Here is a 15870-nt window from a genome sequence, read left to right as displayed (position 1 = left end):
AATTAATTTGATTGTTCTCATTACTTAGGCTGGCTGGCTCTCCAAAAATGCTTTGAGATCTAATCCACAATTTTAGGCATGTTCAGCGATGGTAGCTTTAAAAGAGACATGTTAATGCATATTGAAAATGACAAGGTTAATTTTATAAATAATGAATATAAAAGCACCTATTATGCAAAACCTATTACTCAGAATATATGGGTAGATAGGGGCAGAGGTTTTACCGCTCAGCAGTCAGCCAATCTAATCCAGGGAAGATCGGTGTATAGGGATGATTTAGTGAAGTATACTACTGGCGAACCCTATAAAGCTTGGGTGAAACTCGATTTGGAAAAAGGAAAAGATGAGAAAGGAGATTTTCAGATGCAGCAGTTTATGGATCCACAGTACGGATATGACCTCAAACATGTATTAAATGAATACCGGATCAAAGAACTGGATGACCCTGCAAAAAGGGAAAAATTGGAAGCTGAACTGAAGAATGGTAACCGGGCTTTAATCACAACGGTTAAAGAAGGGAAGGAGGTCAAGTTGCAACTGGAGGCGTTGCCACGTTATGGAAACCTTAATTTTTTCACAATGGAAGGAAAAATAGAAAGGCGTGATCAGTTTGAAAAAGTTCAGGCCAAAGAAAATATCTTCGAAATGAAAACCGGGCAGTCTAAAGACAAAGAACTTTCAACTGGTCAGGAGCTGTCTAGATAGGTCGCTTTTGGTTTAAAAATTCATCATTCATTTAAATAAATACTTAATCATCATGGAAAAGTTTAATCAAATTAAAACGCTTATCTCTCAAATTGAGGCTGATGCGCATAAGTTTTATGACAAAGGAAATAGCGCAGCCGGTACCAGATTAAGAAAAGGAATGCTAGCTTTGAAATTACTCGCTACTGAAGTGCGTAAAGATGTCACAGCGAGAAAGCATGCCAAGTAATTAATAATAGGGGAAAGGAAATACATCGATCTAGTGTAATCTCACATTACCAGGATTATCAAATGTATAACTGATTCATATCGAAGGATATGGCTTTTTAAGTTGAGGTGTTATTTTAAATGGAGACTGTTTATATTAAGGTTTAAAATTTGGTTTCATAATATTTTTTGAAGAATAAATTATTCAGCGAAGGTCACCTTCCGCTGAACACAAGGGGTCGCTACGCCAAAGTAGTATGCTAAAAATGGGTATCCCTTCGGGAGCCTCCACATTTTTAGCATCTCCACTTTGCCCTTGATGTCACCGGCCGGTGCAGCAGGCACCATAATTAATTTTTCAATAAATCAGAAATTATGGAAATCCTGCAAATTCAAAACGATCTATCAAACATCTCAGAAATTAAAATCAGTTACCTTCCTAAATTTAAAGCATCTCAACGACCACAAATTACCTGCGCTGAAGATGCATATCAAATTATGTACAATTGCTGGAATAAGGATACAATTGCCTTTCAGGAGGAGTTTAAGATTTTGTTACTCAATTATAGTAAGAGAGTCTTGGGATTTTACCATGTTGCAACAGGAGGAATGTCTGGGGTAATTGTAGACGCTAAACTGATATTCGGTGCTGCTCTAAAAGCATGTGCAAGTTCAATTATTTTGTTTCATAACCATCCTTATGGAAATCTTAAAGCAAGTATAGAAGATGTAAGAGTTACTAATAGGTTTATTGAAGCTGGAAAAATGTTGGAGCTACCAATTTTGGATCATATTATTTTGGCACCTGAAGGTGGTTATTACTCTTTTGGAGATGAGGGGTTGATGTAGGTCAATTTTATAAATGATATAAATACAACTGGTATTAATACTTTTAGTGATTTTACTCGACGATTGGTAAGATTAATCGCTAAAATATAAAAATACTTAATTTGAACTGAATCCAGTTGTGTTGGATAAAAGGATATATTTCAAATTATCGCTGGTTATGGCATATTGATTCCTTGTATATGTCTAGTAACTAGTTAATTTGTTTATAAGTTAATGAGTGTGAATTTGTTATTTTCGGTATCAATTTAGATAATAATTCCTTCTAATTATAAATATATGTTCCGATGTAATTATTTTAGCATATAAATTAGTTCAATAGTAAAAATGAGAAAGTCATTTCACCAAATTTCAGGCTATTATCTTCCATCTTTTTTCTTTATGGAAATAGATACACTACAAGATCTCGAGAATCTAGATTTCTAGATGACGAAAGCATGATGGTTCTTTTCCACGAATATGTCCATTTCATGCAGGATATCACAACTGTATACGGGCTTATGAATATCATCAATATTGTAGATCATCAGCAGTTTGCCAACTATCAGGTTCTTACTGACGGTTCACCAACCTTTTCGCTTCCTGTTGTAGTTGATCCAGAAAGTACTGTTGCTACTAATATAGATCTTGCCAATTTTTATTATGGCCAAGATGAAAGTGTGACATTCGGGATTGATATTAAATCTATTAGCTTGGAACCTAATGGTTACATAAATGGCTATGAGGGTATTCCTGCTGTAATTGTCCACTACAAAGATGAAACAGGGAAGTTTGGAACATTTTGCTTTGGCGCTACATGTGTGATGGAAGGGATGGCCTATGGTATTCAGGAATTAATTTGTGATCATATTGAAGTGGATTTCTTTCCTTATCATGTAGCCGAAGCTGTGTGTGCTTTTTTGAATCCTGAGTTAGCCAAGGACAAACTTACGGTGATCTTGCTTTGTGATATCGCTTTAAATACATCTCACCCAGGGAAGTTTTTTTATGATATTTTGACGGATATGAACAATGAAAAATTTGTTCCTGTAAATTATTTAGATTTTTATGATTATCTAGAAAAATACAAATTTACAGATTCACAGGGTATTGTACATTCCTTTTATGATATGTATAAACAAAAAGCTGAAATAGCAATTAGACAGCTCAATGATTACTTTAAAATTCCATTATATGATGAACTTTGTAAGTGGTTTAAAGAAATTATAGAATTGGGTATTGATTTCAGAATGAAAAAACCTGGTTTCTGGATTGATGTTTTAAGTCCATTGGACAAAGAAGAACGCAAAAATAATTTTAGATACCTGACAAATTATTTTGGTTTTCCTTTAATGACCAATCGCAAAAAGCATTATTTCTTTTCACATCCGAACATTAAGACAAATGAAATAATAGTTCTAAAAGCTATCCAGGAGATACATGAGGTCATGTTCTATGAACAAAAAGGTTGTAATATGAAAGAGTTTTGTAAGCAACCTGAAGATATAACTTCTGAACTTTGCAATCAGCCATGGAAGCGAGCGACAGGAGAAAATCTTTGTCCCTTTGGTCAAATATGGAAGATGTGGGGTTTGGATAAAAAGGAAGTAATCGGCTAATTGCTACCCAGAGTAAGTTTTTTACCTTTTACATGTTTATTCAATTCCTGAACCGTTGCCTGTACTGAAGGAATTTATGAGTCACTTATCCGTTTCTCTTAAAAAGGAAACTGAGTGGTTATAATTAAAGCTTGTAACCAGCATTTGTCTGAAATTTAGCTAATTAAAAGATGATTTTAGGCTTTCTTATTTACGACGTTGATAGGCGTCTATTTAATTGTTAACTTGCGATATTTAAATAATTCCAAAACAGATTATCTGATGTCACAAACGCAATTTTTAGCAAATTTTACTTGCTCCCAAGATGAAAATATAAACTCTTGTATATATTTCTTAATATGTTCTAATTAATGAAATTACAATTTAAAGAACAAGATTTTCAGGTTCAAGCTATTGACGCTGTTGTAAAATGTTTCGAAGGGCAGACCTTAAAAACCAATCATTTTACTTTAGAAAAAAGTCGTGACATCATTCGTAAAACTAAACAAATTGCATCAGGTGGATATCAGGGCGCTTTAGGTAGTGAATTGCTCGAAGATATTGGCTATAGAAATAGTGCTATACAAATTACGGACCGCCAAGTTCTTGAAAATATTATTGCTGTACAACGTGAACATTATCTAATTGAAAATAGAAATTTAGATATTCTCTTAGGTGCAAACCTTGGTTATAATTTAACAATCGAAATGGAAACTGGTACAGGTAAAACTTATACCTATATCCGAACAATGTATGAGTTGCAAAAACATTATGGATGGAGCAAATTTATCATCATTGTGCCAAGTATTGCAATTAGAGAAGGCGTGTACAAAAGTTTTGAAATCACACAAGACCACTTCCAAGAATTATACGGACATAAAATAACTCCATTTATATATAATTCTACCAGGCCCCAGGATATAGAAACTTTTGCATCTGACAGTCGCATTAGTGTGATGATTATTAATACGCAGGCTTTTGCATCTAGAGGTGCTGATGCTAAGAGAATTTACCAAGAATTGGATCAGTTTGGAACACGTAAGCCAATAGATGTTTTGGCGCAAACAAATCCGATATTAATCATTGATGAACCACAGTCTGTGGGAAAGCAAGGTTCTGTGACACTTAAAAGCATGGAGGATTTTAGGCCTTTGTTAACTTTAAGGTATTCAGCCACACATGCTGAAGAATATAATAAAATTTATCGCCTTGATGCTTTAGATGCTTACAATAAAAAGCTCGTTAAGAAGATTCAAGTAAAGGGTATCAATTTGAAAGGTTCTACTGGAACCACAGGTTATCTATACTTGGAGCATATTAGTTTAAGTGCTTCCAAACCTCCAATAGCAGTTTTAGAATACGAAAAAAGAAGTGGAAATGGTGTAAAGAGAGTCCGGGAGAAATTGGAAGAGCGTGCTGACCTCTTTGAATTATCGGGACACCTACCTGCATATAAAAATCATACGATCTCTGAAGTTAATGGTTATCTAAATAAAGTAGTTATTGGCGGACAAGAAATTTTCCCTGGCGATATTATAAATGACAAGGATGAAATGTCTTTCCGCAGAATTCAAATTCGCGAAACCATTCTTTCTCACTTACAAAAGGAGAGGGCGTTGTTTGAAAAAGGAATTAAAGTTCTTTCCTTGTTTTTTATCGATTCTGTAGAGAAATATCGTGTATATAACGAATTAGGAGAAGAAGAGTTGGGCGATTATGCACGCATTTTTGAAGAAGAATACGATAACGTAGTTAATGAGTTTATAGATTTATTCCACCAAGATTATACTGATTTTATTGTAGCTACAGATGCGCAAAAGGTGCATAAAGATTATATGCCAGGCAATTATCTGGAATATTTGAAAAGGGATGATGCAGATCGTGTACACAATGGATATTTTGCCATTGATAAAAAAGGAAAACCTGTAGACCCCTCCATAAAAAGAGGAAGTGAAGATTCTGATGATGTTTCTGCGTATGATCTAATTATGAAAGATAAAGAGCGATTATTGAGCTTTACTGAACCAACACGTTTTATCTTTTCACACTCGGCTTTAAAAGAAGGATGGGATAATCCTAACGTATTCCAAATCTGTGCATTAAAAAATGTAGACAGTGGAAGCCAAACAAGAAGAAGACAAGAGGTTGGACGTGGTATGCGTTTGTGTGTTGATAGTCGTGGGATTAGACAGGACTTTGAACTAATTGGCGAGCAAGTACATGAGATTAATAAACTTACGGTGATTGCTTCTGAAAGTTATGAATCATTTGCAAAAGGTTTACAAACTGAGATTGCAAATTCATTAAAACATCGCCCGCAGAAAGCAGATGCTAAATATTTTATAGGTAAGGTGCTTACTAACGAAAAAGAAGAAAGTATTCGCCTAACTGAGGAGGATGCCAAAAAGTTGAATAAGTTTTTGTACAAACACGATATCCTAGATGAAGATGATAAAATAACACCTGAAGGCAAAGAGCGAATAGAAAAAATGGATATTCCATTACCTGAAAATTTACAACCTTTTGTTGAAGCCGTGAGCAGATTATTGCAGTCGATTTATAACTGTGAAACCATTAAACCTGAAGATGAACGTGAAGTTGTAGTTCTACAAACCAATTCAAATTTTGCTAAAAAGGAATTTCAAGAACTTTGGAAGAGAATTAGCTTAAAAACAATTTATGAGGTAAAATTTGACACCGATAGTTTGATTGAACATGCTAGAAACCGTATTAATGCAGATTTGCATATCTCTAGTAGAAGCTATGAGGTTAAAATTGGTGAAATGGACACTGCCTCAAAAGAAGAACTTAAAGAAGGTACAGCAATTAACGTTACCAAAACCGAGCAGTTAAAACTGAAGGCAGATTTATACACAAATACAGCTTATGACATTGTTGGCGAAATGGAGGTTTTAACCAACTTAAAAAGGAGCACCATCGTAGCTATCTTAAAAACTATAAAACCAGAAAAATTTTATTTGCTTAGACAAAATCCAGAAGAGTTTATTGCTAAATGTGCCAAATTGATTAATGAAACCAAGGCATCACTAATTATTAACAATATAGTCTATCATAAAACTAATCAAAGTTTTGATTCAAAAACTGTGTTTACCAATGATAAAAATGTATTGCGCAATAGTGACGTGCTTAAAAAACACATTTACGATTTTATGAATACCGACTCTACCGTAGAAAAAGATTTTGCAAAAAACTTAGAGGAAGCGGTAGAGGTTGTCGTTTATGCCAAATTACCTAAGAATTTTTATATCCCAACACCAGTTGCAAATTACAGCCCAGATTGGGCCATAGTGTTAGACAAAGAAAAGGTGCGCCACATTTATTTCGTAGCCGAAACCAAAGGAACTGAAGATGGGATTGAACTCAGAGCAATTGAAAGTTTAAAAATTCATTGTGCAAAAGAACATTTTAAGACCATTAGCGGTGGCGAAGTTAAGTTTGATGTCATCAAAACATACAGTAAACTATTAGATATTGCCCAATTAAATTAACAGCAATGAACGATAAATTAGATATGCAAACGCCTAATTGGGCAAATATTAATACAGAAAAATTAGCTAAGTTATTTCCCAACTGTGTAACTGAAACAACAGATGGCTTAAAACTTGACTTTGATTTATTAAAACAAGAACTTACTACTGATATTGTTGATGGGACGAAGGAACGTTATCGTTTAGAGTGGCCTGGAAAGCGGGAAGCTATCGTAACCGCCAACCTACCAACCACAAAAACTTTACGGCCTATCTTAGAAGATTCGGTAGATTTTGATAATACTGAAAATATATACATAGAAGGTGATAATTTAGAAGTGCTCAAGCTTCTGCAGGAAAGTTATTTGGGTAAAATCAAGATGATTTATATAGACCCTCCTTATAATACTGGAAAAGATTTTGTTTATAAGGATAACTATTCGAGGGACAGTAAGGAAGAGTTTGAAGAAAGCGGACAAAAAGATGAATATAATCAACGTTTAATATCTAATCCTGAAACATCTGGTCGTTATCACTCTAATTGGCTTACAATGATGTTTCCTAGGTTAAAATTGGGTAGAAATTTATTAACAGAGGACGGAGTAATCTTTATTTCCATAGATGATAATGAAGTGCATAATTTAAAAAAGTTATGTGATGAGATATTTGGAGAGATGAATTTTGAAGGTCATATACATTGGAGAAGACGACATAATCAACCTAATGATAAGTCGAAATTGATTGGTTTAGTTGCAGAACATATCCTTGTATATGCCAAATCCTCTGATAAATTAAAATTATCAGGCGTAGGAAAACTTCCCCTAACAGGTACATTCACGAATCCAGACAATGATGTTAGAGGGGATTGGGCAAGTAAGCCATGGAAAGTTGGTTCTGATCAAAACGGAAGTAAATATAAAATAACTACCCCTACTGGTAAAATTCTCGATGAAGAGTGGATGGGTGATGAAACCAATTATAAAAATCTTTTGGCTGATAAAAGAATTGTATTTCCTAATAATGGTGACGGTAGTCCAAGAAAGAAATATTTCAAGTTTGAACGAGAAGAAGAAGGTCAGTGCGCTACAAATTGGTGGTCTCATGAATTATTTGGACATAACCAAGAAGGAAACTCCGAGATGACAGAACTCTTTGACGGAAGGAAAAATTTATTTTCTAATCCTAAAAACACCCGTCTTTTGAATTCAATTATTCAATTAGCAAATGTTAAAGATGGGGACACTGTATTAGATTTTTTTTCTGGATCAGCCTCAACAGCTCATGCAATTTTTAATGTAAATGCTGAAAATAAGAGTAAGGTTTCATTTATTTTAGTCCAAATACCAGAAAATTTAGAGGAATCAAAAAAAGGAGTTGATTCGAAAACAAAAAAACAATTAGAAGATTGTATTGAATTTTTAGATTCTATTAACAAACCTAGTTATTTATCAGAATTAGGTAAAGAGCGTATTCGTCGTTCTGGAAAAAAAATAAAAGAAGAAAAATTAGAACATGCTAAGAAAGAAGGCATTTTTGCTGATTTTAGTGATGATCAAGATTACGGGTTTCGAGTGTATAAGCTAGATGAAAGTAATATGCAAGATGTATATTATAAACCACAGGATTATTCGCAAACTACTTTAGATATTTTTGCAGACAACGTAAAAGATGGCCGTAGCTCAGAAGACTTATTAGCGCAAGTAATGTTAGATTGGGGTTTGCCACTTTCTCTAAAAATAGAGCATAAAAAAATAACCGAAAAAGAAGTTTTTGCTGTAGCAGGAGATTCGCTTTATGCTTGTTTTGATAAAGGTATAGATGAAACTTTTGCGAAAGAATTAGCAAAAGATAAACCGCTTAGAATTGTATTTCGTGATAAAGGTTTTAAAGATGATACGGCTAAAGAAAATGTCAAACAATTGCTAAAACAATTAAGTCCTGAAACTGAAATGAAGGTATTGTAGCTAATTTTAGGTTCTCAAATATGTTAGAAAACATTCTCCAAAGCATTAGGGATACAGCTAAACTAATTGATGGTCACTTAGATTATCCAACATGTCCGGGAATTTATGCTTTTATGCTGAAGGATAATGCGAGTTTAAAAGAATTCGGAACGCAACATCAAATTATATATGTTGGAATTGCAAAAGAAAGCTTGAAGAAAAGAGATTTAGGAAATCATTTTAAAAGTTCAAGCACTGGAAGTTCAACCTTAAGGCGTTCTATTGGAGCGATTTTGAAAGAAGAGTTGAGTCTAATAGCCTTTTCACGAAATGGAACAAATAATAAACGCGAAATTTTAAATTACACATTTAATGACGCAGGAAATAATACATTAACTAAATGGATGCTTAAAAACCTAATTATTGGTTATTGGAAAGATGGGCATTCTATTCCCTATTCGAAATTAAGGAGTTTAGAAGAGGATGTAATAAAAATTTTAAAGCCGACACTTGATTTAGATGCTCGCACAAAGAAGTATAATGTTCTTGCGAATCATTTGGATAATTTAAGAAAGGTTTGCAGGGAAGAAGCATTAAAAGACTTAAAAAAATGAACTGTATAGTTTAATATAAAAATCAACACTCTCAATTGGAAAAAGTTAGCCCTCAAAAATGACAGAAGCAGAATTAGAAAGAGAAAAATTAAGAGAAGACAGTGAAGCTCGTGACATTATACACGATGTAAATAGTTTAACAAACAAAGACGAATTACAAAAAACAAGGTGGGTTTGGGAATTTCTCCAAAACGCAAAAGATACTGATGAAGGTCTAGGTGTAGATATAATTTTCCAACTAGATGATGATAAAATTACGATTAGTCACAATGGGGCACCTTTTGAAACCAAGCATCTAATTGCAATCTTACATAAAAAGTCAACAAAATCACTTGGCGGTGATGACGGTACTACAGGTAAATATGGTACTGGTTTCGTAACAACACATATTCTTAGTAAAAAACTTTCAATTTCTGGTGTTCATCAAAATACTACTGGAGAAAGAAAGTTCGAAATTGAAGTTGATAGAACTTCGGCTTCTTTAGAAGAAACAGAGGCTCTAAAACAAATGAAGTTGTCTATCAAAACGACTTTCGATGAAATTAATAAAATAGGTAATTTACCTATCGAAATATTTGATAACTATAGCCATACATTTACCTATTATTTAAATGATGCTGCAAAGCACTATGCAGAAAAAGGGCTTGATGAGCTAGAAAAAAATGTAATATTCACTTTGTTAATTAATAAAGGTGATAATGATCGAAAGAGAATAAAATCAATTACAATAATTCGAGATGGTATTTCAAGCAGCTATGAAATTGAACCAAAACCAAGCAAGATAGGTGGTTTGAACTATCTAAGTGCTGGAGAGAAAAATGGTTTACTTTATAAAGAAACTCCAAGCTTAATTTTGGGAATACCTGTTGAAGAAATTGGAGAAAGTTATGCCTTAAAAAGCTTAGAAAACCAAGCTGTGTTATTTAAAGAGTTTCCCTTAATAGGTACTGAGAATTTCAATTTGCCAGTTTTCATTCAACACAACAACTTCAGACCAACCGAACCAAGGGATGGTATCGTAACTAAAAAAGAAGATGAAAACACAAAAGAATTTACCCCTGATTCAAATAGAACTTCTTTGCTGGAGTTTAAAGATGAATATCTTTTGTTTTTAAATACAATCGTTAATGCAAAAATTCAGAATTTACACCTTTTGGCTTTATCTGGCCTACCATTAGAATTAAAAAATTATACAGGTCGAGACTGGTACATTAATGATATACAAAAACCGATCAGAGACTTCTTAATCACACAGGAACTTGTAGCTACAGTTTCAGGAGGGCTAATAAAAATGGGGGAAGCTAAATTTCCAGTACTTAATTTAGCTGATGATAATTCTTTTTACAAAATCTTAGCTGGGCTTATGCCTGATGTGGTGCCAAATAATGAAAGCATAGGTTTCTGGGATAAAGTAGTTAATCAAGAAACTTCAAATTGGCCTGATATATTTTCTATTACTTTGGAGCAATTGCTTGGAAGCTTGCCAGGTTTAATTAATGTAGACGAAGGTATACCATATGATAGCTTAAAAAATGTCTATCAATATTTACAATCAATTAATTCTACTTTGGGAGAAACTTATCCTATTTATCTAAATGAAAAAAAAGAATTCAAAGTTAGAGATGGAGTTAAATTGTATCCACCTATAGATGATGAAATAAAATTTGTTTCTGAGAAATTAGGTAGAAATTTAGATTTAGAGTTTCTTAATAAGGGATTTGGAAATGATGTTCCTGGCATCGCATTTTTTGATTTAGAGCAATTTTATAAAGATTTAAATAATGATGTTATAAGTAAAATTCCAATAGAGGCAGCGAAAGAGGAACAAATATCTGCAATACTACATATCAATACTTTATTCAAAACAGACAGAGCCTCTAAAAGAGAAACTTGGCTTGGTATGGTAAAAGAACTCTTACAAGATAAGCTTGGTGAAAAAAAATACGTAACAATTGATTACGAAAATTACTATCAGCCGGCAGAATTGTGGACAGCTAAATATATTTGTTATTTGATTCAGAAAGAGACAACCATAAGTCAGTTCGCACAGTTGTATTTTGATGAGAATTTAGAAACCGCATACAATTGGTTGAATAGATTTTTAACATATATAAATGAATCAAGAGAAGATATTAAAGGGTTTTTAACAAAATACCATATAATACCAACTCAACAGAATAAAACTCTTGTTCAAGAGAAGGATATTGAAATTCAGCATCACGGAGTTTTCAAGGCCTATACCGAAGACTTGTTCAAAGAAGATAATTCACGATATTTTGACGAGGATTTGAAGATAATAGCTCTAGAAAAGTGCAATTACAATCCAAAAGAATATTTAATAGCAAATAAAATCACCGTAACTGATTTTAGAACCACAGATGTTAATTTTGTTACCAAACATATCGATAGACTGTTTGAAGATGATAAAATTGCAGGCAAGGTTGGACTAACTGGTGAACTCCACGATGTTTTTAATACAGTAAATTCTTGGTTTGATAAGCATTCAGATGCCGCAAGCTACCTTAAAACATTCGCTGCGAAAAGAAATTTTCTATACGTAATCTCTTTAGGGGATGGATTCAGCAAGCATATAAAAGCGCTGAAAGATTCTGGAAAGTCTATGGAAGATATTTCAAAACTTGCGGAAATCAATTTATCAGTCGATCATATGAAACGGCTTGAAGCGGTTGCAAATGAATTAGGACCAGATGCTCTCATTTTAAAAGCGCAAGAAATGATCGCAATTAGAGAGCAAAGGTTGAGATGGCAAAAGATAGGTAAATCTGCAGAAGACGCATTTAGGAAAGTTTTTGAAGGCATTGATATGGAGATGGAATTGTTTAATCCAGATCTAGGCAAAGATTTTGAAATTATATTAAAAACCAAAGGTTACTCAATAGAAATAAAAAATGTTATACGTGGAAAAGAAAATGTAAGAATGTCAATTCTTCAAGGAAGGACAGCAGTTGTAGAAAAAGATCAATATGCTTTATGTGTGTTAACAAGGCCTGACGATGAATATCAAATTGACGAAAAGTATTTTACTGAAAATGCAAATTTTGTAACTGATATTGGCTACAAAATTGGTGATAAAATTAAAAATTGGGATAGTGGCCTGGTAAATTTGTCTCTATTAGATGATATTAAAGTAAATTTAGATAACAAAACGGAGTCCGTTTATGTAAATAGACCAATTTGGAGAGATGCTAAACCATTTTCAGAATTCATTACAGATTTGAAAAATTACTTTGCGAATGAAACTCATTGATAATGTAAATAGCCGTTTAATAGACGACTTGCAGTTAAGTATCAAAAAGAAAGACAAACTTTCTATTGCTGCTTCTTCATTTTCTATATATGCCTTTGAAGCTTTACGAAAAGAACTTCAAGGCATTGATGAACTAAGGTTTATTTTTACTTCCCCAACTTTTCTTCAGGAAAACTTAAAAAAAGAAGTTCCTAAATTTTTCATTCCTCATCTTTTTAAAGAGGCAGATTTATGTGGTGGTGAGTTTGAATTAAAGTTGCGCAACCAACTAACGCAAAGAGCTATTGCACAAGAATGCTCTAAATGGGTAAAAGCCAAAGTAACGTTCAAATCAAATAAGCAACATGGATTTCCTTTAAACGGAATGATCCATACGCAAAATTCTGATGACACTGCTCATGCATGGTCAAATGTTAATAGTTTTACGACTGCTGATTTAGGTGTAACCCCAAAAAAAGGTTTCCCTACCTTAATACAAAAATCTGATTTCCCTAATAGCCAAGATTTCCTTAATTGGTTTAACCAGGTTTGGGAAAACGAAGAACACTTGGAAATTGTAACGGATAAAGTTCAACAATATTTCGAAAAGGCTTTTCAAGAAAATAGTCCAGATTTTATTTATTTCATCACGCTGTATAACATCTTTAATGATTTTCTAGATGATTTGAGCTTAGATAATTTACCTGATGATAAAGTAGGTTTTAAGGATACAATAGTTTGGAATAAGTTATTCAATTTTCAAAAGGATGCTGTAATTGGCGCTATCAATAAGCTGGAAAAATATAAAGGATGTATTTTGGCTGATAGTGTTGGTCTAGGTAAAACCTTTTCAGCATTGGGCGTAATCAAGTATTATGAAATGCGTAATAAGGACGTTTTAGTGCTCTGTCCGAAAAAGTTAGAAGCCAATTGGAATACTTATCGCCACAACGATAAAAATAACATTCTGTCTAAAGACCGTTTCCGTTATGATGTATTATTCCATACTGATTTATCAAGAGAAGGGGGAATGAGCAATGGGCGCAACTTGGCGAATGTGAATTGGGGAAATTACGGGTTAGTTGTAATAGATGAATCACACAATTTTAGAAATAGCGGTTTAACTTATTCGGAGAAAGAAAATCGTTATCAGAAACTATTGCGAAGGGTGATGCGAGATGGAATAGAAACGAAGGTGCTAATGTTATCCGCAACTCCAGTAAATAATCGATTTAATGACCTTAAAAATCAATTGGCTATAGCTTATGAGGGTGATGCTGAATTAATGGATAATAAGTTAGGCACCACCTCAGGAATTGACTTGGTTTTCAAAAAAGCGCAATCGGCTTTTAATATATGGTCTAAAATGGATTTGTCACAAAGGACCGCAGATCAATTATTAGAAATGTTGGATTTTGATTTCTTTGAGGTACTGGATTCTTTAACTATTGCCCGTTCTAGAAAGCATATCACTACGTATTACGATACTACAGATATCGGTAAATTTCCAACAAGAAATAAACCTGAATCTATTGAATGTGCACTTACAAAAAATAGTGATTTAACCTATGTGGAAATAGCCGAACAGTTAAGAAAGCTTAATTTTTCTGTGTATTCGCCACTAAAATATTTACTACCAAGCAAGATTGAAAAATACGCGCAACTGTATGACAAAACCGTTAAAACAGGACGTTTAACACAAATGGATCGTGAGCGTAGTTTGAAAGTTTTGATGCATATTAATTTATTAAAACGATTAGAAAGTTCTGTAGATTCTTTTCGAATTACTGCATCTGGTATCTTAAATCAAATAGAAAACACTTTACGAGCAATTGAAAGGGGTGACGATGAATCTTTAACAAGCGTACTGATAGATACTGATGATGAAAACTTTGATTGGGACTCTAATTGGGGCGATGAAGAAAATGTTATTGGTAAAAAAGTAAAGGTTCATTTAGCAGATGTGGATCGACTGCAATGGAAAGAAGATTTACAGGAAGATTTTATTGTATTAGATCTTCTGCTCCAAAAAGCATTAGCAATTAATCCTCAAGGTGATTGCAAGCTACAAACTTTGATAGAAAGGATTGAGAAAAAAATTCAAAAACCATTTAACAAGGATAATCAAAAAGTTATCATATTTACTGCTTTCGCTGATACTGCAAATTACTTATATCATAACTTGAGTGGATATTTTAAAGATAAATATCATCTTAACTCTGCTTTGATTTCTGGTTCTAAGAAAATCTGTAGTAGTAAAATTATTCCAACTGAGGTAAATACATTACTTGCGTGCTTTTCGCCACTGTCGAAAGATAAAGCATTGCTTTTTCCTCATATTACTGAGGAAGTAGATATTTTGATCGCCACTGATTGTATATCCGAAGGTCAAAATTTGCAGGACTGTGATTATTTAATCAACTACGATATACACTGGAATCCTGTGCGTATTATCCAAAGATTCGGGCGTATTGACCGTATTGGTTCCAAAAATGAAAGCATAACGTTAGTTAACTTTTGGCCAGATATTACTTTAGATGCCTATATCAATTTAAAACAAAGAGTTGAAGATAGAATGATGATTTCTGATATGGCCAGTACTGCAGATGACAATATTCTTAAAGAAAACCAAAAAGATCTAGAATACCGAAAAATTCAACTAAGGAAACTACAAGATGAGGTTACTGATTTAGAAGACCTTCGTGAAGGTGTAGATATTACTGATTTAGGCTTAAATGATTTTCGAATTGATTTATCTAATTACATAAAGAAATATGGAGAACTAACAGATATTCCAGAAGGCATTCACGCGGTTGTTCAATCAACAGAAATGTTAAAGCCAGGCGTAATCTATGTTTTGAAAAATGTGAACTCTGATGTAAATATTAATAAACTCAATCGCTTACATCCATTTTATTTGGTTTATATAGATCTTACTGGAAAATTGTTTTTTAATCATATCGACTCCAAAAAAATATTAGATGCGGTGAGGATGCTGTGCAAGGAAATTGATGAGCCAATAGTTTCACTTTGTGAACAATTGAATATTGAAACTAACGAATATCATGATATGTCATCATACTCTGATTTATTGCGAAAGGCTATTGGCAGTATTTTAAATACAGAGGAAGAAAAGGAAGTTTTAAGTTTATTTAAGGCAGGAGGAACTGTTGCTTTAAAAGATAAATTTAAGGGTATTGAGGATTTCAAATTAATATCGTTTCTTATTGTGAAGTAACAAGA

General features: G+C 33.2%; 9 protein-coding genes. All 9 read left to right on the top strand.

Translation table 11 applies throughout. From position 1 onward, the window contains the following. The first annotated feature begins 114 nt into the window (after nt 1-114). Complete coding sequence (locus GM920_RS16845) at nt 115-705, top strand: hypothetical protein (protein WP_182959629.1); 591 nt, start codon at nt 115-117, stop codon at nt 703-705. A 52-nt stretch (nt 706-757) separates the two neighbouring features. Further along, nucleotides 758-934: a histone H1 gene (locus GM920_RS16840; protein WP_182959628.1), complete on the top strand. Its 177-nt coding sequence runs from the start codon at nt 758-760 to the stop codon at nt 932-934. A 353-nt stretch (nt 935-1287) separates the two neighbouring features. Beyond that, nucleotides 1288-1761 (top strand): JAB domain-containing protein, encoded by a 474-nt coding sequence (locus GM920_RS16835; protein WP_182959626.1) that lies wholly within the window; start codon nt 1288-1290, stop codon nt 1759-1761. A 467-nt stretch (nt 1762-2228) separates the two neighbouring features. Further along, nucleotides 2229-3356, top strand: a complete 1128-nt coding sequence (locus tag GM920_RS16830) for a hypothetical protein (RefSeq protein WP_182959624.1) — start codon at nt 2229-2231, stop codon at nt 3354-3356. A gap of 350 nt (nt 3357-3706) precedes the next feature. After that, nucleotides 3707-6844, top strand: a complete 3138-nt coding sequence (locus GM920_RS16825) for a type III restriction-modification system endonuclease (RefSeq protein WP_182959622.1) — start codon at nt 3707-3709, stop codon at nt 6842-6844. A 5-nt stretch (nt 6845-6849) separates the two neighbouring features. Next, on the top strand, nt 6850-8787 hold the full coding sequence (locus GM920_RS16820; protein ID WP_182959621.1) for a site-specific DNA-methyltransferase: 1938 nt from the start codon (nt 6850-6852) through the stop codon (nt 8785-8787). Between the two features lie 20 nt (nt 8788-8807). Continuing rightward, entirely contained in the window at nt 8808-9380 is a 573-nt protein-coding gene (locus tag GM920_RS16815) for a GIY-YIG nuclease family protein (RefSeq protein WP_182959619.1), read from the top strand. A gap of 58 nt (nt 9381-9438) precedes the next feature. Then, entirely contained in the window at nt 9439-12648 is a 3210-nt protein-coding gene (locus GM920_RS16810) for a sacsin N-terminal ATP-binding-like domain-containing protein (RefSeq protein ID WP_182959617.1), read from the top strand. Then, nucleotides 12635-15865, top strand: coding sequence for a helicase-related protein (locus GM920_RS16805; protein WP_182959615.1), 3231 nt, complete (start codon nt 12635-12637; stop codon nt 15863-15865). Before GM920_RS16810 ends, GM920_RS16805 begins: the two co-directional genes overlap by 14 nt. The last annotated feature ends 5 nt before the right edge of the window (nt 15866-15870 follow it).

The organism is Pedobacter gandavensis, from assembly GCF_014172405.1.
Lineage (GTDB): Bacteria > Bacteroidota > Bacteroidia > Sphingobacteriales > Sphingobacteriaceae > Pedobacter > Pedobacter gandavensis.
Note: the sequence above shows the minus strand (reverse complement) of the source record. Positions and strands in the feature narration are given on the sequence as shown.

What these genes read in the sequence shown, in the direction of transcription:
- GM920_RS16810 (WP_182959617.1), top strand. Translation starts at nt 9,439, where the DNA reads ATGACAGAAGCAGAATTAGAAAGAGAAAAATTAAGAGAAGACAGTGAA.
- GM920_RS16835 (WP_182959626.1), top strand. Translation starts at nt 1,288, where the DNA reads ATGGAAATCCTGCAAATTCAAAACGATCTATCAAACATCTCAGAAATT.
- GM920_RS16815 (WP_182959619.1), top strand. Translation starts at nt 8,808, where the DNA reads ATGTTAGAAAACATTCTCCAAAGCATTAGGGATACAGCTAAACTAATT.
- GM920_RS16820 (WP_182959621.1), top strand. Translation starts at nt 6,850, where the DNA reads ATGAACGATAAATTAGATATGCAAACGCCTAATTGGGCAAATATTAAT.
- GM920_RS16825 (WP_182959622.1), top strand. Translation starts at nt 3,707, where the DNA reads ATGAAATTACAATTTAAAGAACAAGATTTTCAGGTTCAAGCTATTGAC.
- GM920_RS16830 (WP_182959624.1), top strand. Translation starts at nt 2,229, where the DNA reads ATGCAGGATATCACAACTGTATACGGGCTTATGAATATCATCAATATT.
- GM920_RS16840 (WP_182959628.1), top strand. Translation starts at nt 758, where the DNA reads ATGGAAAAGTTTAATCAAATTAAAACGCTTATCTCTCAAATTGAGGCT.
- GM920_RS16845 (WP_182959629.1), top strand. Translation starts at nt 115, where the DNA reads ATGCATATTGAAAATGACAAGGTTAATTTTATAAATAATGAATATAAA.
- GM920_RS16805 (WP_182959615.1), top strand. Translation starts at nt 12,635, where the DNA reads ATGAAACTCATTGATAATGTAAATAGCCGTTTAATAGACGACTTGCAG.